Genomic DNA, 19,060 nt, shown 5'->3' on the forward strand with positions numbered 1-19,060 from the left:
AAGTACCTAAAGCTTAAACCAACTGGGAGATACCCGCTAGTACCCACCCGCCAGGACCCTCCTCTGGCTTACTTAAATTCCAGATTTCTGAGAAATCACTGGCTGGAGCCCCTGGTTGCTCACGGATCATACCGCTGAACTGCACGCTACAGAAGTAATGACTATCCGCCGTCTCAATACCTAGTAGCTGAGCATTAATAGTGACAACATCCGTTTGATTGCTGCCATCAGTCCGACCAGATAAATCCTGTTGAATCGTGGCAAACATTTCTGGAGTTGTAAATTCACGCAAGGAAGCAAGATCTCCTTGATCCCAAGCTTTTTGCAAAGTCACAAAATATTGTTTTGCATTCTCCAGGAATGTCTGTTGATCGAATCCGGGAGGCAGAGTGGACTGAAACGCCTCAGGCTCAACACTCACACCACCAAATGCATTTGCAGCCGGAGCAAAAGCGGGCTCTTGTCTAGGGGACTGAACATTACTGCGCTGCATACCCTGCGAGAGCATGTTGGAATTTTGACCAGCGCCAGATAAAGCAGGCAACATTTTTCGAATAATGAACATCATCGCAAAGCCTGCCAACATCGCAATCAGTAAACCAGTAATCATCGAAGATGCTGCCTCGCCTAAACCGAAATGCGACAAGAGATAACCAATCCCTAGACCAGCAGCCAAACCACCTAAGATTCCACCCATACCCCCAAAACGACTCGGCGTAGGGGTTTGTGGTGTTGGAGCAGGAGCAGCTGGTTGCGCTTGTTGCACAGGCTTTTGAACTGGCGCCGCTTGCTTTTGGATTGGGGCACTTGGTGCCCGACCGATACTCTTGCCGCCGCCTAAACGTGCCGCATCTACATGTCCTACCGTTGCAAATACCAACGTAAGACTTAGAAGCATTGCTTTAAAAAAATGTTTATTCATATTCCTCACCCCTTCTTATTACCGCTGAACTTGCCTAGTCTTTAAGTGTTTAAAAACTATACAACCATCAGTATTTAATACCAATATGTAGGGCAACGATACCCCCAGTCATCCTATGGGTTTCAACTTCATCAAAACCGACTTCTAACATCATTTCTTTAAGGGTTTGTGCATCTGGATGCATACGAATCGATTCAGCTAAGTAGCGATAGCTGTCTGAATCTTGCGCAATCTTCTCACCCAACCAAGGCAAAACCTTAAAGGAATAGGTGTCATATACCGGCTGCAAGAAAGCGTCTGGCTTGGAAAATTCCAACACTAAAACTCGGCCACCTGGCTTGATCACACGACGCATCTCGCCCAAAGCGACATCTTTGTGAGTCATATTGCGCAGACCAAAAGCAACAGTCACCACATCAAAATGATTATTCGGAAAAGGTATTTTTTCTGCATCAAATTGAACGCAAGGTAAAGCCATGCCGCGATCTAATAAGCGATCACGCCCGACTCCCAACATAGAAGCATTAATGTCACTTAACCAAACCTGAGCATCAGGATTACGGCCCCAGTCGGCCGCCTTTGCAAAGGCTGCAGCCAGGTCACCCGTACCGCCAGCAATATCTAAAACCTTCTGACCAGGGCGTACATTTGCACGAGCAATCGTCACTTTTTTCCAAATGCGATGTAAACCAAAGGACATCAAGTCATTCATCACATCATATTTACTGGCTACCGAATGAAATACCTCAGCGACCTTGCCAGCCTTTTCTGCTTCATCAACACTTTGATACCCGAAGTGCGTTTTACTCATTAGTGACCTCCACAAGAATGGCCTGATGCACCGCCTGAGTGAGTCATGGGGGCATCACGATCTAATCCAGCAGCGGCCAATTTATCTAAATGCTCTTTCCACAATTGCTCCTGGTTTTCACATAGAAACAATAAATACTCCCAGGTATACAAGCCTGAGTCATGTCCGTCAGAAAAGCTAGGCTTGAGGGCGTAGTGACCGATTGGCTCTAGATTGGCAATTAAGACATCACGCTTGCCAGTTTGCAATGTTTCTTGTCCAGGACCATGCCCCTGAACCTCTGCAGAAGGAGATAACACCCTCAATAACTCAAAAGGTAAACGATAAGTAGTGCCACCTTCATAGGAGAGCTCCAATACTTTGGATTGCTGATGCACTACTACATTGCTTGGAATCATTAAACGAGAACCCTCTCGATACCGCCTTGGTTGGCTTTAGCTACATAGTCCTGCATCCAATCTTTACCAAGTATCTTTTGGGCCATTTCCACCACGATGTAATCAGCTGTAGTGTCGCTATCAGCATCAAAGCGTGTCAGGCCTTGCAAGCATGATGGGCAACTGGTCAGCACTTTCACATCACCAGTGAATGCATTCTTGCGCAAATCATTAGCACCCTTTTCCATCTCAATCTGCTTGCGGAAACGCACTTGCGTAGAGATGTCAGGACGAGTTACAGCCAATGTTCCCGACTCACCACAGCAACGATCATTTTTCTGAATCGCTTTGCCATCCTCGAGTTGAATGAGTTCGTTTACAGTCTTCAACGGATCTTGCAACTTCATCGGAGAGTGGCAAGGATCGTGGTACATATACTTCACGCCCGTGACACCAGAAAGCTTGACGCCTTTTTCCGCTAGGAACTCATGTATATCCACAATGCGGCAACCCGGAAAAATCTGTTCAAACTGATAACCAGCCAACTGGTCGTAACAAGTGCCGCAAGAAACCACCACGGTCTTAATGTCTAAGTAGTTCAGTGTATTGGCAACGCGGTGAAACAAGACGCGGTTATCCGTGATCATCTTCTCTGCTTTGTCAAAATCGCCATTGCCGCGCTGTGGGTAGCCGCAGCAAAGGTAGCCCGGAGGCAATACCGTTTGCACACCTACATTCCACAACATTGCCTGAGTTGCTAAGCCAACCTGAGAGAACAAACGCTCTGAACCGCAACCCGGGAAATAAAAGACCGCCTCGGTGTCGGCAGAGGTCGTTTTTGGATCACGAATAATCGGCACATAGTTTGCATCTTCAATATCCAACAAAGCACGTGCGGTTTTCTTCGGTAAGTTACCAGGCATCTTCTTATTAACAAAGAAAATCACCTGCTCTTTTACGCTCGGCTTGCCAACCGTTGCGGGCGGGTGCGCTGTTTGTTGTTTTGCGAACTTGCGCAAGACATCATTACCTAAACGCTGCAACTTATAACCCCAACCAATCATGGTCTTGCGCGCCAGATGAATGCTTTCTGGGCTAGTGGCATTCAGGAAAAACATCGATGCTGCCGTGCCAGGATTGAAACGCTGTTGACCCATCTTGCGCAAGAGATTACGCATGTTCATAGTCACATCACCAAAGTCAATCTTGACTGGGCAAGGCGTTAAACACTTGTGACATACAGTGCAGTGCGCAGCGACGTCATCAAACATTTCCCAATGACGAATTGAAACACCGCGACGGGTTTGTTCTTCGTATAAAAAGGCTTCGATCAATAAAGAGGTTGCCAAGATCTTATCGCGTGGACTGTAGAGCAGATTTGCTCGTGGTACGTGCGTTGAGCAAACTGGCTTACATTTTCCACAACGTAAACAATCTTTCACGCTATCAGCAATCGCACCAATATCGCTTTGCTGCATGATGATCGACTCGTGACCCATCAAGCCAAAGCTTGGTGTGTAAGCCATACCCAGGTCAGCATGCGGCATCAGCTTCCCTTTATTGAAGCGGCCCTCTGGGTCAACACGATTTTTATAACTACGGAAGTCTTTGAGTTCGGCCTCAGTTAAATACTCTAATTTAGTGATGCCAATACCATGCTCGCCAGAAATAACACCATCTAAAGAACGAGCTAACTTCATGATGCGATCAACTGCACGATGTGCATCTTGCAACATCTCGTAATCATCAGAGTTCACAGGAATATTGGTATGTACGTTACCGTCACCAGCATGCATATGTAACGCTACGAATACGCGCTTACGCAAAATGTTTTTATGAATTGCTTCTAATTCAGCCAAGATAGGCTCGAATGCAAGACCGCCAAAGATGATGCGCAATTCTGAACGAACTTCTTCTTTCCAAGAAGCACGCAAACTGTAATCCTGCAAACGCGGGAAGTAAGTGTCCATCTCGGTGAGCCACTCGGCCCAACGTCCACGCACCTTAGCAATAAGCTCCAAGGTCTGCTGAACACGATCGCCCAAGATCTCTGCTGTCGGAATTTCATACTCAGCATCACTCTTGCCTAGAGGTAATGCACTCTTTTTCAAAAAAGCTTCAAGACCATCGAGTACTTGCAACTTGTTCTTTAGAGAAAGTTCAATATTGATGCGATCAATCCCATCGGTGTACTCACCCATGCGCGGCAATGGAATTACGACGTCTTCATTGATCTTAAAGGCATTGGTATGGCGAGCAATAGCCGCTGTGCGAGCACGATCTAACCAGAACTTCTTACGAGCATCAGCACTTACTGCAACAAACCCTTCGCCCACCCGTAGGTTCGCCATGCGCACTACTTCACTCGTAGCGGCAGCAACAGCTTCTTCATCATCACCAGCAATATCGCCAATCAACACCATCTTTGGCAAGCTATTGCGCTTCGATTTTGTTGAATAACCTACCGCACGTAAGTAGCGATCATCTAAGTGCTCAAGACCTGCCAAAATTGGGCCGCCTTGTTTACTTAAGCCATCTAAATATGCTTTGATCTCGACAATACTTGGAATGGCTTCACGGGCTTGACCAAAAAACTCTAAGCAAACCGTACGCATGAATTTAGGCATACGATGCAACACCCAAGTTGCGCTCGTAATCAAACCATCACAACCTTCTTTTTGCACACCAGGTAAACCAGATAAAAATTTATCTGTAACGTCTTTACCCAAACCTTCTTTACGGAAACGTTTCCCTTCAACTTCTAATAATTCTGTTTTCAGAATACGTTGACCAGGCTCGCTATTACCATCTGACCAAGTCAGTTGAAAACGCACTGTCGCCACATCATGAATTTTCCCCATGTTGTGCTCAAGACGCTCCACCTCCAACCAGTTTCCTTGCGGATCAACCATACGCCAGCTAGCGAGATTGTCCAAAGCGGTTCCCCAAAGAACAGCTTTCTTACCGCCAGCGTTCATCGCAATATTGCCGCCGATGCAACTTGCGTCGGCAGAAGTAGGATCAACGGCAAACACAAGACCAGCATGCTCTGCAGCGTCAGATACGCGACGAGTAACAACGCCGGCACCCGTGAAGATCGTTGATACTTCGCGGTCTAGTCCAGGCAGCTTCTTAGACTTCACGCCACCAATGTCTTGTAACTTTTCCGTATTAATTACTGCAGACATGGCATAGAGTGGAATAGCGCCACCTGTATAACCAGTGCCACCTCCACGAGGAATAATGGTGAGTCCTAATTCAACGCAAGCTTTTACCAAACCAGGAATCTCAGATTCGTAGTCAGGCTTGAGGACAACGAGTGGAAACTCAACCCGCCAGTCGGTTGCATCAGTCACGTGCGCTGCACGAGACACACCATCAAAACAAATATTGTCAGAAGCGGTATGACGGCCCAACTCTTTGCGAGCGCGCTTACGAATCACTTCAACTTCTTTAAAACCATTTTCAAAATTTTCAATTGCGCGATAAGCAGCGCTCAATAAAATTTCTACCTGGTCAGCAGAATCACCACTGTTGCGCTTTTTGACTTCACCCAAACGATGCCAAAGCGCATCTATTAATTGTTTGCGACGATTTGGGTTATCGAGCAAGTCATCTTGCAAGAAAGGATTGCGCTGCACCACCCAGATATCGCCCAAGATTTCAAACAACATGCGGGCAGAACGCCCTGTACGGCGTACACCACGTAAATTATTGAGAACGTGCCATGACTCCTCGCCCAATAGGCGAATTACTATCTCTCGATCGGAAAAAGAGGTGTAGTTGTAGGGAATTTCGCGGAGACGGGGAGAGCCTGCCTCAGCATCCAGCAACTGGTTTAAAGCCAATGGTGCGTTCATAGCGACATATTTGATAAATAAGCATTTTAATTGAGTGAACTTGATAGTGGCAGGATTCCGAGAAAGTTGCTCTCGAAATGGATAAACCCTTGCAAATCTAAGGGCTTAGGAGCCATCCGTGGTACGCTCATCAGATGGCAACAAACTATTTAAAGAAAATTTTATCGGCCCGCGTCTATGACGTAGCCAGAGAAACTGAGCTTCAGCTCGCCCCAGAGCTGACAAGGCGCTTGGGCAACCAGGTCCTACTCAAAAGGGAGGATAACCAACCCGTTTTCTCCTTTAAGCTACGTGGCGCCTATAACAAAATGGCTCATTTGGCCCCAGAAGCCTTAAAACGTGGGGTTATTGCAGCCTCTGCAGGCAATCATGCTCAAGGCGTAGCCCTGTCGGCAGCCAAAATGAAGTGCAAAGCCGTCATCGTGATGCCAGTAACCACCCCCAGCGTCAAAATTGATGCAGTCAAGGCTAGGGGTGGGTCTTGGGTCGAAGTGATTCTTCACGGCGAATCCTATAGCGATGCCTTCAAGCACTCAGAAATCGTAGGCAAAAAGCGGGGCCTCACTTTTGTCCACCCCTTTGACGACCCCGACGTCATTGCAGGACAAGGGACGATTGCTCATGAAATTTTTACCCAATACGAAAAACCCATCGATGCAGTGTTTGTCGCTATCGGGGGCGGCGGCTTAATTTCTGGAATTGGTGAATACGTCAAAGCCGTTAGCCCAAAAACAAAAGTGATCGGTGTACAAGCCTCAGATTCTGATGCGATGAATCAATCACTCAAAGCGAACAAGCTCATTGAAATGAAAGATGTTGGTTTGTTCTCTGACGGCACTGCCGTGAAACTCGTTGGCAAAGAGACATTTCGTATTTGCAAAAAAGTAGTAGACGAAATTATCACTGTTGATACAGACGAAATCTGCGCAGCAATTAACGATGTTTTTACTGACACTCGCAGCATTCTAGAGCCTGCTGGCGCCCTTGCTATTGCCGGCATGAAGAAGTACGTCGAGAAAAAACGCATCAAAAAGAAAACCTTAGTGGCTGTGGCTTGTGGGGCGAATATGAACTTTAGCCGCTTGCGCTTTGTCGCTGAGCGTGCAGACGTTGGCGAGTTCCGCGAAGCCGTATTTGCGGTAACCATTCCTGAAGAGCGCGGCTCCTTCAAACGCTTTTGCGAATTACTCGGTAAACGTAACGTGACTGAGTTTAACTACCGTATTGGCGATCAAAGCGAAGCACATATTTTTGTGGGCATCAGTACACAAAAAGCAGGTGACAGCGAAACTATTGCAAAGCATTTCCGTAAAGCCAAGTTTGCAACCATTGATCTGACTCACGATGAGTTAGCTAAATCCCATTTACGTCATATGGTTGGCGGACACTCTGCGCTCGCTAAAGATGAACTGCTCTACCGTTTTGAATTCCCAGAGCGTCCGGGTGCTTTGATGAAGTTCTTAACTAGCATGGCACCGAACTGGAATATCAGCCTGTTTCATTACCGCAATCATGGGGCTGACTATGGCCGCATCCTGATTGGTATTCAGGTTCCCAAGAATGAGCAAAAGAAATTCCAAAGCTTCTTGGCTGGCCTGGGCTACCCACATTGGGATGAGACCAACAACCCCGCTTATCGCTTGTTCTTAAAATAAGACGAATACCTAAGACGCAATTCATCTATGTCATACACGCTCACCGGAAAACTTGTTGTCGCGATTTCCTCGCGCGCCCTGTTTGATTTCGAAGAAGAAAATCGGATCTTTGAATCAACCGATGACAGCGCTTATATGAAATTACAGCTTGAGCGCTTGAGTGAAGCGGCTCAAAAAGGCGTGGCATTTCCCTTGGTTAAAAAGTTGCTGGCCTTCAATGAAGAGGGTGAACAGCGTGTAGAGGTAGTCATTCTGTCGCGCAATGATCCAGTTAGTGGACTGCGCGTATTCCGCTCCGCTGAACACCATGGCTTACATTTAGAGCGTGGCGTATTCACAAGAGGCCGACCTCCGTATCACTACCTTCGTTCTCTACATGCCAATCTCTTTTTGTCTGCCAACGAAGATGATGTGCGCGCAACGATTGACGCAGGCTTTCCAGCAGCGCGTGTATACCCAGAGTCTAGTAAAACTGCCGAGTCTCACCCTAGTGAAATTCGCATCGCCTTTGACGGAGATGCAGTTCTGTTCTCTGATGAAGCTGAGCAAGTTTTCCAGAAAAAAGGTCTTGAAGCGTTTGTAGATCACGAGAGCAAGAAAGTCGATATCCCTTTACCTCCAGGGCCATTCAAACCCCTACTGGAGGCCTTACATAGACTACAGCGCACTAGCAGTGAAAACGGCATGCGCATTCGTACAGCATTAGTTACGGCGCGCTCTGCACCAGCTCACGAACGCGCCATTCGCACTTTGATGGCATGGGGCATTGATGTAGATGAAGCCATGTTCTTAGGCGGCCTGTCCAAGAGTGAGTTTTTAAGAGAGTTTGAACCTGACTTCTTCTTTGATGATCAAACTGGTCACTGTCAATCTGCCGCATCTGTTGCGCCCACCGGTCATGTTGTCTCTGGTGTATCGAACAAACCTAAAAAATAAGCCAATAAGCTATTTAATTCATTATTTCAATGGCAAACATTCCGCTCGGACAATCTACGCAATACCCAGATCAATACGATCCGACTTTATTGTTTCCAATCCCAAGAGTCGAGAATCGCAAGAAACTTGGTCTTCAAGAGAATCAAGCGCTACCTTTTGTAGGTGTTGATATTTGGAATGCTTTTGAACTCAGTTGGCTTAATAAAAATGGCAAACCACAGATTGCCTTAGCTGAGTTTCAGATTCCCGCCGACTCTCCAAACATGATTGAATCCAAATCATTCAAGCTCTATCTCAATAGCCTCAATAGCGCCCGTTTTGAAGACGAGAATGCAGTTAAAGAGCGGCTCATTACGGATTTATCTGCAGTTGCTGGCAGCAAGATCACCACCAGAATTAACTCAACAGAATCCGCTTCCAAAATTGGAATGCAAGAGATGGGTGGCGTTTTGATGGACCGCTTAGATATAGAAGTAGATCCAAGCCTGCCAGCAGACCCAAGCTTACTAGGCGTTAACGAATCATTTGGTCCGATTGAGCAGTGCCTGGTATCGCATCTATTGAAATCCAATTGCCCTGTAACAGGCCAGCCAGACTGGGCAAGCGTGCAAATTCGCTATCAAGGCAGACCCATTCTTGAAGAAGGTTTATTGCGTTATTTGATCGGCTTTAGAAATCTAGGTGAGTTTCATGAGCACTGTGTAGAAACCATCTTCACCGATATCAAGCGTCAGTGCAAACCAGAGAAGCTTTCTGTGTATGCGCGATACACAAGACGTGGTGGATTAGATATCAACCCATTTCGCACCGATCATAACTCTCCATGGCCTGAGAATATCAGGCATGCAAGACAATAATTACGGCGCTCGAGCCCCCTCTTTCCCAATCGGAGAGTGTCCATAAATTTGTTCCAAGTAGGACTGAACCGCAGGTGCCTGACTAAAGCAAGCTCTTACGATGACAGGGTTTGATAGCCAACTTGAATCCCCTTTTGCCTCATCCAAAAATGCCTTCATCACAATTGCTGAATCGACATAATCTAAGCCTGCGCTTTTTAACCTCTCAAATCCGGTAGAACAGGCGCGAGACAGATCCCCGCCCTCCGCTTTAGAAACTTTCTGCAACAAACTTGGAGAGGCATTATTCAACAACTGCATAAAATTTTGACTGCCTCCAGGGATGGCATGATTCAGGACAAATTGTGGGGAAAGATTTTCTCGCTCAACTAAATTATCAATATTTGATACGGTTGGATAAAACAAGGTTCGAAAGAATTGGAATTCTAATTTCACCGTAAATAACAACTGCTTATCGGCTTTTGAATCCTTTTGCAATTGCGCTATTTGTTTATCAGTAATGCCGCTTACATTTTGATCCGTTTTATAAACAGAAATTTCTACCGCCTCGATACCTTTACGCAACTCAGCCCAATTAAATGAAACTGGTACTTTCGCATCAACCATTCCCTGCAAAAGACTATTGGCTCTAGATTGCGTATCAGACACCGCCGATGTTCCCACAGCGGTAGTTACCCCACCAATCGCAGCAGCAGAACCGCCTGTTGCCACAATCGCTGCCGCACCTAATAGCAATTTAGCCGACCCTATAAAGTCTTTGTTGGAATCATTTGAACTTTTTACATTCAAAATGAGCGAAAGATTTCCTGGATTGAAAATCGAATAAGCGCTTAAATTAGCCAATGAAACAACTTGGGTGGGAGTGGTGCTCAGGGAAGCGCACTGGGAGCCACCATCCCGACCATCGAAAGTGGCAATCGGAATCTCCACTTTATCGAGCTTATTCTTAAAACCGTTGGTCACAACTGAAAGCACCAACTGGGTTTTGTCAGAACCCCAAAAACTTTGGCTCGACATCTGTGTACAACTATTAACGGGTATAACCTCGGATGTAATGGTGAGGTAACCATCATTTCCCCTGCCATCCCGCAACCAATCCGGCGGCTCACTCTTCTTAAATGAAGGGTTCATATCCGGGAAGAAGAAAGGCGCAGCAATAGCAATTTTTGGCACTATCGCAAATATCGAAAGAACTGCCAAAAGCAATAGTGAAGTTAATAAGCCCTTTGTACGCATAAGCCTATTTTAAGGCGTTAAATCAACCAAATGCAGAGGCTTCACCCAAAATAAAACCCCAATAACCATTTAGGCTTATTGGGGTTTATGGTCAATACTATTTACAGTATCAACAAATAACGCTTAAAACGGAATATCGTCATCCATTGCGCCAAGTGATGCCGCGCTTGATGCTGCTGGGGCAGACTGTTCAGCCGGTTTTGAGCGGCTATAGCTTTCACCACCATCACCACTACCACCAACTGGCTTGCCACCAAGCATTTGCATAGTTTCTACAACGATCTCTGTGGAATACTTTTCTTGACCACTAGCATCAGTCCATTTGCGTGTACGCAAACGACCTTCAACATAAACCTGTGAACCTTTTTTGAGGTACTGACCAGCGATTTCAGCAAGCTTGCCAAAGAATGCAACTCGATGCCATTCTGTGGTTTCTTTCATTTCGCCAGTTTGTTTGTCTTTGTAGCGATCAGATGTTGCTACTGAAATGTTTGTAACGGCGTCGCCGCTTGGCATGTAACGCGTCTCTGGATCGCGTCCTACGTTACCTACGATGATGACCTTATTTACCGAAGCCATGTTGTCTCCCGAAGAAAAATACTGCTGTTATTACTACTAAAAAATAAACTGCTCGCTTTAATTTATAAATGAAGCTGCGGTTATGTCGTTGTGGCTGCATCCTTTGATTCTGTTGCTCTGGTTGGCATTTCACCCATCGACCAAGCAATTATAAGCCAGCAAACTAGGAGAGCTGCACCCATCGCAAAGACCGATAAATCACCATGGCTATCCATCAAATAACCCCCAATTACCGCCCCTGAAAACAAGCCAATGGATTGCGTAGTGTTGTAGACGCCTAATGCAGTACCTTTAGATTCCTTGGCAAAACGCGATACCAAAGAAGGTTGTAAGGCTTCGAGTAAATTAAAGCCGACAAAATAAATCAATAGTGCCACTGCAATAGAGATAACCGAATTCGCTTGTGTAAATAGTGTTTCAGCAATCAACAATAAAACAATTGCAATCAACAATACTGTTCTTAGTTTCTGCTTCTTCTCACCATAAATAATTGCGGGCGCCATAAAGACAAATGAGAGCATGACTACCGGCAAATAAATTTCCCAATGAGAAGAGAGCGGCAATCCTGCTTGAACCAGCAGTCTTGGAACAACCAAGAACATCGCCACTTGAGTCGCATGCAATACAAAAACGCCGAGATTTAAACGCATTAACTCCGGACGAAGGAAAACTTCTTGTAATGAGGCTTGTTGAACCTTTGCCTCAGGTTTGCTTGTCGGCAAAACGTAATACGTCACAAACATCGCAATCACACCCAATCCTGCCAGAACGATAAAAATTCCACTCAGACTGATCGCACGATAAATTGGAGCAGCAATGACCAAAGACAAGGCAAATGAGAGCGCAATACTGCCGCCGACCAATGCCATGGCTCGAGTGCGAACCTGCTCACGGGTTAAATCTGCAACCCAGGCTGAAATTGCTGCCGATACTGCGCCAGCACCCATAATTCCGCGGCCAATGGCGATCCAGAGCAAGTCATCTTTGGCGGCGCAAATTAAGGCCCCAGCTACAAATAAGGAAAGGCCCCATAAAACTACCGGTTTACGGCCAATTTGGTCCGATAAACGGCCCAAGGGGATATAAAAACAGGCCTGAACAATATTGAAGATTCCGAGGGTCAAACCCACCCAGAGGGCATGCTCACCGCCCGGCAAGCCCCGAGCATGAACGCTGAAGATGGGCAATAGCAAGAATAGGCCCAGCATACGGAGGCCAAAGATGCCTGCTAAGGCCAGAGTGGAGCGAAGTTCAGAAGGATTCATGGGAAAGAGCTATATTAACAAGTTACGCTAAAAAATCATGAATAACGAAATCAAGATCCGCGGTGCACGCACCCACAACCTCAAAAACATCAATCTAGACATTCCTAGAGAGAAACTTGTCGTACTTACCGGTCTATCGGGTTCAGGCAAAAGCTCGTTGGCTTTTGACACCCTGTATGCAGAAGGTCAACGCCGCTATGTTGAATCTCTCTCAGCTTATGCCCGTCAGTTTTTGCAACTCATGGAAAAGCCGGATGTCGACACGATTGAAGGACTTTCACCAGCGATTTCGATTGAACAAAAGGCGACTAGCCATAACCCGCGCTCAACCGTAGGCACCGTTACTGAAATTCATGATTACTTACGTTTGTTGTTTGCGCGCGCAGGCACGCCGCATTGCCCAGACCACGATCTTCCATTAGAGGCACAAAGCGTCTCTCAAATGGTCGACACCGTTTTGTCGATGCCAGAAGATACAAAGTTGATGGTCTTGGCCCCCGTTGTCAGCGAGCGCAAAGGCGAATTCATTGATCTCTTCCAAGATCTGCAAGCACAGGGCTTTGTGCGCTTTCGGGTACGCTCTGGCGGTGGCGCAGCTAACGCTGCTAAGGCGGAAATCTTTGAAGTAGATCATCTACCCACCCTAAAGAAAAACGATAAGCACTCAATTGAAGTCGTAGTAGATCGCATTAAAGTGCGACCCGATATTCAGCAACGTTTAGCAGAATCCTTTGAAACTGCATTACGTCTTGCCGATGGTAAGGCCATGATCGTGGATATGGATTCAGGCAAAGAGATGATTTTCTCGAGCAAGTTTGCTTGCCCAGTATGTTCATATTCATTACAAGAATTAGAGCCTCGCCTCTTCTCCTTTAATAATCCGATGGGTGCCTGTCCATCGTGTGACGGCCTTGGCCACCAGTCCTTCTTTGATCCAAAAAGAATTGTTGCTCATCCCGATTTATCGCTAGCATCAGGTGCTATTAAGGGCTGGGATCGTCGTAATCAGTTTTATTTCAAACTACTTCAGACACTAGCTAAGCATGGTGGCTTTGATGTAGAGAAGCCATTTGAGACTCTGAACAAGAAGCAGCAAGATCTCATTCTGCTGGGATCCGGTGATGTCACTATTCCGTTTGAGTACATCAATGAACGCGGCAAAAACAGTATTCGCGAACATGCTTTTGAAGGGATTGTTGCCAACTTTGAAAGACGCTATCGCGAAACCGATTCGATGACAGTGCGTGAAGAATTGTCACGCTATCAGAACGTACAAACTTGCCCAGAATGCAACGGTAGCCGCTTACGTAAAGAAGCTCGCTTTGTCAAAGTTGGTGAAAAGAAACAATCACGTGCTATTTATGAAATTAGCGCACTGCCACTCAAAGAAGCTAAAGAATATTTTGAAGCGCTTGAACTCAAGGGCGCTAAACGAGAAATCGCCGACAAAATTGTTAAGGAGATCAGTGCACGCCTACGCTTCTTAAATGACGTAGGCCTTGACTACCTCTCGCTGGAGCGCAGTGCCGACACCCTGTCTGGCGGTGAAGCACAGCGTATACGCCTCGCAAGCCAGATTGGCTCTGGCTTAACGGGTGTGATGTATGTTTTAGATGAACCTTCTATTGGCCTCCATCAACGTGATAACGATCGCTTGATTGGAACCCTGAAGCACTTACGCGATTTGGGCAATAGTGTTTTGGTAGTTGAGCACGATGAAGACATGATCCGCGCCTCTGACTGGGTAATCGATATTGGCCCTGGTGCGGGCGTTCATGGCGGTGAAGTGGTCGCACAAGGCACACCTACAGAAGTTGAGGCAAACACGAACTCCTTAACTGGCGCCTATCTTGCTAGCCGAGAAGCGATTGCGGTTCCAGAAAAACGAATTCCTGTAAATGATCGCTTCCTAGAAATCATCGGTGCACGTGGTAATAATCTGCAATCTGTACACGCCAAGATTCCAGTTGGCTTGTTAACTTGCGTTACAGGTGTATCGGGTTCCGGTAAATCTACCTTGATTAACGACACTCTCCATCATGCCGTTGCACAACATCTTTACGGCTCGAATACAGAACCTGCAGCACACGATGCGATCAAGGGTTTAGAGCACTTCGATAAGGTAATTAGTGTTGATCAATCTCCGATCGGCAGAACTCCACGCTCTAATCCTGCAACCTACACAGGGCTATTTACTCCGATTAGAGAGCTCTTTGCCGGCGTTCCTGCATCACGTGAACGAGGCTATGAGGCAGGTCGCTTTTCCTTTAACGTTAAAGGCGGTCGCTGTGATTCTTGTGAAGGCGATGGTGTTCTCAAAGTAGAAATGCATTTCTTGCCCGACGTTTATGTGCCATGCGATGTTTGTCATGGCAAGCGTTATAACCGCGAGACTTTAGATATTCGCTACAAAGGTAAGAATATTCATGAAGTGCTGTCGATGACTATTGAACAAGCCCATGAGTTTTTTGAAGCAGTCCCTGTAGTTAAACGCAAACTCAAAACATTGCTAGATGTAGGTCTGGGTTATGTAAAGCTTGGACAAAGTGCCACCACCCTCTCTGGTGGAGAAGCACAACGCGTAAAACTCTCGCTTGAGCTCTCTAAGCGCGACACCGGCAGAACCTTGTACATCCTAGACGAACCGACTACTGGATTGCATTTCCATGACATTCAGTTATTACTATCAGTCATCCAAACACTCAAGAAGCAGGGCAACACAATTGTCATCATTGAGCACAACCTTGATGTCATTAAAACGGCTGACTGGATTATTGACTTAGGACCAAAAGGCGGAGCAGGTGGCGGACAAATTATTGCTACTGGCACGCCAGAGGATGTTGCGAAGAATGAAGTCAGCTTTACGGGCCACTACTTAGCACCTTTGCTCACTCGCAAAACTTCTACGCCTGCAGCAAGCAAAAAGAAAAAGTAAGCATTAAAGCTTGAGGCCTTGCAAGAATGATCTCAGAGCAATTTAGCTTCGGCTAAATCCGTTGCCTCTGAATTACCTGAGATCACCAAAATATCATTAGCCTCAAGTATGAGATCTGGGGCGGGGTCTAGCTTCACATAGTCAGCGTTTCGACCTTTACGACGGACAGCCTGAACATTGACGCCCTCTTTGTCTAGGTCAAGCTCACCCAGGGTTTTACCAATCGCCTGCGAATGCGGCAACAGAGTAATGGCATGTAAGCGCCAGGATTCATTCGAGCCAAAGTCATCGTCTGCCGATCCGCGAAAGTAACCTCGTAACAAGCTATAACGCTCTTCCCTTGCGGTTGTTATGCGCCGCACCACCTTACGCATGGGCACCCCCATGATCAGCAGAACATGTGAGGCAATCATTAAGCTGCCTTCAATGAGTTCGGGTACGACTTCTGTAGCCCCAGCAGCCTGTAACTTGGCAATATCCGCATCATCTCTAGTACGCACTAATACAGTCATCCCTGGACGCAAGTGCTCCACTTGACGAAGAACACGCATGCTTGCGGCAGTATCAGCATAAGTAATCACCACTGCCTTTGCTCTTGAAAGGCCTGCAGCAACCAAATAATTTTCACGGCTGGCATCGCCATACACCACATTGTCGCCAGCAGCAGCCGCCTCTTTAACACGATCGGGATCTAAATCTAAAGCGATGTAAGGAATCTTTTCTTGGTCAAGCATGCGGGCTAAACTTTGGCCAGAACGACCAAAGCCGCAAATGACTACATGGTTTTCATTACGCACACTCTTGGCGGCAACGCGAGTCAGCGCAAGTGATTGCAGCAACCACTCATTACTAGAAAAACGCATCGCAATACGGTCGCTATATTCAATTAGGAAGGGCGCGCAAAACATCGAGATCAACATGGCCGCTAGCACCGCCTGACTCAAAGTCGGATCAATTAAATCCAAACCATCAATTTGATTGAGTAACACAAAGCCAAATTCACCTGCCTGAGCCAAGCACAAGCCAGTTCTAATAGAGATGCCAGGACTTGAACCAAACGCCCTTGACAGAAGCGCGATAAGTCCAAATTTAAAGACCAGTGGGCCAACTAATAAAGCCAAGACAAGCATCCACTGCTCACCAATTACATTGAAATCGAGCAGCATGCCAATCGTTATAAAGAAGAGACCTAGCAAGACATCGCGGAACGGTTTGACATCCTCCTCTACCTGATGTCGATACGGTGTTTCAGAAATCAACATGCCCGCTAAGAACGCACCTAGCGCCAACGATAAGCCAAAGTGCTCAGTCAATCCCGCCATGCCCAACACGATCAACAAGAGATTCAACATGAATAACTCTTGTGAACGCAACTTAGCAACCAACCTAAACCAATGACTCATCAAGCTTTGGCCGATAAAGAAAATCAATACCAAAGCTACTGTGATTTTGATCGAGGCTGCAGTAAGTGCAACAAATAAGTCTGAAGGATTTTTTCCAAGCGATGGCAATAAGATCAATAAGAAGACCACGGCCAAATCTTGGAATAACAAAATACCTACTACATTGCGACCGTGTTCAGTCTCTAATTCAGCACGATCAGAAATCAGCTTGGTCACAATTGCGGTCGATGACATTGCCAGCGCACCACCCAAAGCAATCGCAGCGTGCCAAGAGATGGGATAAATCCAATTCATTAATAAGCTAGCTGGGATCGCCAACAGCATTGTCAGAATGACTTGGCTGCCACCAAGCCCAAATACGATAGCTCGCATTGCCCGCAATTTATGCAGGTTAAACTCCAGACCAATCGAGAACATCAAAAAAACCACCCCGAATTCAGCCAAATACTTCACCGTAGCCGAATCGTTTGCCAAACCAAAGGCATGGGGGCCAATCAGTACGCCAATGGCCAAATAGCCCAAAATAGGGGGTAAGCCAAAATAGCGGAAAATAACCACTCCGGCCACACCCGAGGCCAGGAGAATGAGGGTTAATTGAAGGACTGACGGCATATACTTACTCGATGATAGCTAAGACTCGTGAACGTACCCTAAAGCTTGCGCGCGACACCCTCACTATTGAGGCTGCTGCACTGCAAACCATGCGTGATCGCCTTGAGGGCGCCAATGCGGATGCTCTCGTCCTGGCGGTTGAGCTTTTACATGGCTGCAAGGGCAGAATCGTCGTTTCTGGAATCGGCAAATCGGGGCATATTGCCCGCAAAATTGCCGCCACCTTCGCCTCCACAGGCTCCCCCGCCTTTTTTGTACACCCTGCAGAAGCCAGCCATGGTGATTTAGGCATGGTTACAAGAGACGATGTTTTTGTCGCGCTCTCCAATTCTGGAGAGACCGACGAGCTTCTTACCATCGTTCCAATTGTCAAACGCACCGGCGCAAAACTCATTGCTCTGACTGGCGCTCCAAATTCTTCTCTGGCCAAGTTGGCTGATGCTCATTTAGATACCAGCGTAGAAAAAGAAGCATGCCCTTTAAATCTTGCACCCACCACTAGCACTACTGCAGCTTTAGCAATGGGTGATGCACTAGCGGTTGCCTTACTAGATGCTCGCGGTTTTGAGGCAGAAGACTTCATTCGCTCTCACCCAGGCGGCAGACTCGGTCGCAAACAACTGATGCATGTGAGTGAAGTCATGCGCAGTCTTGCAGATACCCCAAAGATTTCTATCGACGCCTCCCTACAAGACGCCTTGTTAGAGATGACGTCCAAGCGGATGGGCATGGTGGTTATTCTGGATGCCAATAAAAAAGTGTTTGGCATACTGACTGATGGAGACTTACGTCGCCTTCTAGAAAAAACAACTAATCTTGACGGCATCAAACTCGAGAGTGCCACTACTGCCGACCCTCGCACTATTCCAGCAGAACTACTTGCTGAAGAAGCGATTGAGATGATGGAAAAACATCGCATCAATCATCTAGTGGTGACTGATGACAAAGGACACTTGCTAGGCGCCTTAAATCTGCATGATTTATTTGCAGCAAAAGTGATTTAGTCATTTAATTTCATACGCAATCGAGCTGCCCCTATATGCCTAGCGCCTTTAATACCCACAACACTAACCCTCTGGCGCAACACCCTCAAGCTTGGGAGCGCGCAGGTCATGTGAAGCTCCTAGTTTTGGATGTTGATGGTGTTTTAACAAACGGACAAGTTTGGATTGGCGCTGATGGTAAAGAGTCTTTAAAAGCGTTTGATATTCAAGATGGATTGGGTATTAAATTATTGGAGCAATGTGGCATTCCCACTGCCATCATCACTGGCAGAAATTCCAAAATGGTCTTGGCACGCTGCGAAGAGCTTGGGATTAAACACGTTCACATGGGTGTTGAAAATAAAGCCATTGCATTGGCAGAGGTCACTAAATCCTTAGGACTCACTTCAGCAGATTGCGCTGTTATGGGTGACGACTGGCCAGACATGCAAATGATGAAGAATGCGGGTTTGCGCATTTGTCCCGCACAAGGTCATGAGGCTGTTAAAGAATTTGCTCATTTAGTAACGACCCGCAATGGCGGCAATAGCGCAGTCCGCGAAGTATGTGACCTGATTCTGAAAGCACAAAATCACTACGAAGAATTATTAAGTAAAGCTCGTAGCTAA

Annotated in this window: 14 protein-coding genes; 6 read left to right on the forward strand and 8 right to left on the reverse strand. The window is 46.6% G+C overall.

The features are described from left to right. Positions 1 to 13: 13 nt before the first annotated feature. The 4 genes from ICV36_RS09310 to ICV36_RS09325 all read right to left on the reverse strand — a co-directional run bounded on the left by ICV36_RS09310 (position 14) and on the right by ICV36_RS09325 (position 5,970). The gene (locus ICV36_RS09310; protein ID WP_215400406.1) at positions 14 to 922 is read right to left on the reverse strand and encodes a Tim44 domain-containing protein; all 909 of its coding nucleotides are present in this window, start codon (positions 920 to 922) and stop codon (positions 14 to 16) included. A 67-nt stretch (positions 923 to 989) separates the two neighbouring features. Further along, positions 990 to 1,733 carry a bifunctional demethylmenaquinone methyltransferase/2-methoxy-6-polyprenyl-1,4-benzoquinol methylase UbiE gene (ubiE, locus tag ICV36_RS09315; RefSeq protein ID WP_215400407.1) on the reverse strand — a complete coding sequence of 248 codons (744 nt, stop codon included), beginning with the start codon at positions 1,731 to 1,733 and terminating at the stop codon, positions 990 to 992. Beyond that, a complete protein-coding gene (locus ICV36_RS09320; RefSeq protein WP_215400408.1) occupies positions 1,733 to 2,131 on the reverse strand; it encodes a gamma-butyrobetaine hydroxylase-like domain-containing protein in 399 nt (132 codons plus the stop codon). Before ICV36_RS09320 ends, ubiE begins: the two co-directional genes overlap by 1 nt. Beyond that, positions 2,131 to 5,970, reverse strand: coding sequence for an FAD/FMN-binding oxidoreductase (locus ICV36_RS09325; RefSeq protein WP_215400409.1), 3,840 nt, complete (start codon positions 5,968 to 5,970; stop codon positions 2,131 to 2,133). The genes ICV36_RS09320 and ICV36_RS09325 overlap by 1 nt, the downstream gene beginning before the upstream one ends. A 134-nt stretch (positions 5,971 to 6,104) precedes the next feature. Here ICV36_RS09325 and ilvA point away from each other — a divergent pair, with 134 nt between their 5' ends. Genes ilvA through queF form a run of 3 tightly spaced genes read left to right on the forward strand, consistent with a single transcriptional unit; the run spans position 6,105 to position 9,418 of the window. Then, on the forward strand, positions 6,105 to 7,625 hold the full coding sequence (gene ilvA, locus ICV36_RS09330) for a threonine ammonia-lyase, biosynthetic (protein ID WP_215400410.1): 1,521 nt from the start codon (positions 6,105 to 6,107) through the stop codon (positions 7,623 to 7,625). 27 nt (positions 7,626 to 7,652) lie between these two features. After that, complete coding sequence (locus tag ICV36_RS09335) at positions 7,653 to 8,561, forward strand: 5'-nucleotidase (RefSeq protein WP_215400411.1); 909 nt, start codon at positions 7,653 to 7,655, stop codon at positions 8,559 to 8,561. 29 nt (positions 8,562 to 8,590) lie between these two features. After that, positions 8,591 to 9,418, forward strand: coding sequence for an NADPH-dependent 7-cyano-7-deazaguanine reductase QueF (queF, locus tag ICV36_RS09340; RefSeq protein WP_215400412.1), 828 nt, complete (start codon positions 8,591 to 8,593; stop codon positions 9,416 to 9,418). Here the strand turns inward: queF and ICV36_RS09345 are convergent, their stop codons facing one another. The 3 genes from ICV36_RS09345 to ICV36_RS09355 form a co-directional block, all read right to left on the reverse strand. Further along, positions 9,419 to 10,654 carry a hypothetical protein gene (locus tag ICV36_RS09345; RefSeq protein WP_215400413.1) on the reverse strand — a complete coding sequence of 412 codons (1,236 nt, stop codon included), beginning with the start codon at positions 10,652 to 10,654 and terminating at the stop codon, positions 9,419 to 9,421. A 123-nt stretch (positions 10,655 to 10,777) separates the two neighbouring features. Continuing rightward, positions 10,778 to 11,233 carry a single-stranded DNA-binding protein gene (ssb, locus tag ICV36_RS09350; protein ID WP_215400414.1) on the reverse strand — a complete coding sequence of 152 codons (456 nt, stop codon included), beginning with the start codon at positions 11,231 to 11,233 and terminating at the stop codon, positions 10,778 to 10,780. An 80-nt stretch (positions 11,234 to 11,313) separates the two neighbouring features. Next, on the reverse strand, positions 11,314 to 12,498 hold the full coding sequence (locus ICV36_RS09355) for an MFS transporter (RefSeq protein ID WP_215400415.1): 1,185 nt from the start codon (positions 12,496 to 12,498) through the stop codon (positions 11,314 to 11,316). A gap of 37 nt (positions 12,499 to 12,535) precedes the next feature. Here ICV36_RS09355 and uvrA point away from each other — a divergent pair, with 37 nt between their 5' ends. Further along, positions 12,536 to 15,433 (forward strand): excinuclease ABC subunit UvrA, encoded by a 2,898-nt coding sequence (gene uvrA, locus ICV36_RS09360; protein WP_215400416.1) that lies wholly within the window; start codon positions 12,536 to 12,538, stop codon positions 15,431 to 15,433. A gap of 32 nt (positions 15,434 to 15,465) precedes the next feature. Here uvrA and ICV36_RS09365 read toward each other — a convergent pair whose 3' ends face one another. After that, entirely contained in the window at positions 15,466 to 17,448 is a 1,983-nt protein-coding gene (locus ICV36_RS09365) for a monovalent cation:proton antiporter family protein (RefSeq protein ID WP_215400417.1), read from the reverse strand. 11 nt (positions 17,449 to 17,459) lie between these two features. On the opposite strand from ICV36_RS09365, the gene ICV36_RS09370 reads away from it, so the two are divergent. Then, complete coding sequence (locus ICV36_RS09370; protein WP_215400418.1) at positions 17,460 to 18,452, forward strand: SIS domain-containing protein; 993 nt, start codon at positions 17,460 to 17,462, stop codon at positions 18,450 to 18,452. Positions 18,453 to 18,487: 35 nt separating this feature from the next. After that, the gene (locus tag ICV36_RS09375) at positions 18,488 to 19,060 is read left to right on the forward strand and encodes an HAD family hydrolase (protein WP_215400419.1); all 573 of its coding nucleotides are present in this window, start codon (positions 18,488 to 18,490) and stop codon (positions 19,058 to 19,060) included.

The sequence above is a fragment of the Polynucleobacter sp. MWH-UH35A genome (assembly GCF_018687075.1).
Classification (GTDB): domain Bacteria; phylum Pseudomonadota; class Gammaproteobacteria; order Burkholderiales; family Burkholderiaceae; genus Polynucleobacter.

Bases quoted from the DNA above. Each gene is read 5' to 3' on its own strand.
- queF (WP_215400412.1), top strand. From the start codon at position 8,591: ATGGCAAACATTCCGCTCGGACAATCTACGCAATACCCAGATCAATAC.
- ICV36_RS09310 (WP_215400406.1), bottom strand. From the start codon at position 922: ATGAATAAACATTTTTTTAAAGCAATGCTTCTAAGTCTTACGTTGGTA.
- ICV36_RS09325 (WP_215400409.1), bottom strand. From the start codon at position 5,970: ATGAACGCACCATTGGCTTTAAACCAGTTGCTGGATGCTGAGGCAGGC.
- ICV36_RS09345 (WP_215400413.1), bottom strand. From the start codon at position 10,654: ATGCGTACAAAGGGCTTATTAACTTCACTATTGCTTTTGGCAGTTCTT.
- ICV36_RS09335 (WP_215400411.1), top strand. From the start codon at position 7,653: ATGTCATACACGCTCACCGGAAAACTTGTTGTCGCGATTTCCTCGCGC.
- ICV36_RS09355 (WP_215400415.1), bottom strand. From the start codon at position 12,498: ATGAATCCTTCTGAACTTCGCTCCACTCTGGCCTTAGCAGGCATCTTT.
- ICV36_RS09375 (WP_215400419.1), top strand. From the start codon at position 18,488: ATGCCTAGCGCCTTTAATACCCACAACACTAACCCTCTGGCGCAACAC.
- ICV36_RS09365 (WP_215400417.1), bottom strand. From the start codon at position 17,448: ATGCCGTCAGTCCTTCAATTAACCCTCATTCTCCTGGCCTCGGGTGTG.
- ICV36_RS09370 (WP_215400418.1), top strand. From the start codon at position 17,460: ATGATAGCTAAGACTCGTGAACGTACCCTAAAGCTTGCGCGCGACACC.
- ICV36_RS09320 (WP_215400408.1), bottom strand. From the start codon at position 2,131: ATGATTCCAAGCAATGTAGTAGTGCATCAGCAATCCAAAGTATTGGAG.
- ilvA (WP_215400410.1), top strand. From the start codon at position 6,105: ATGGCAACAAACTATTTAAAGAAAATTTTATCGGCCCGCGTCTATGAC.
- ssb (WP_215400414.1), bottom strand. From the start codon at position 11,233: ATGGCTTCGGTAAATAAGGTCATCATCGTAGGTAACGTAGGACGCGAT.
- uvrA (WP_215400416.1), top strand. From the start codon at position 12,536: ATGAATAACGAAATCAAGATCCGCGGTGCACGCACCCACAACCTCAAA.
- ubiE (WP_215400407.1), bottom strand. From the start codon at position 1,733: ATGAGTAAAACGCACTTCGGGTATCAAAGTGTTGATGAAGCAGAAAAG.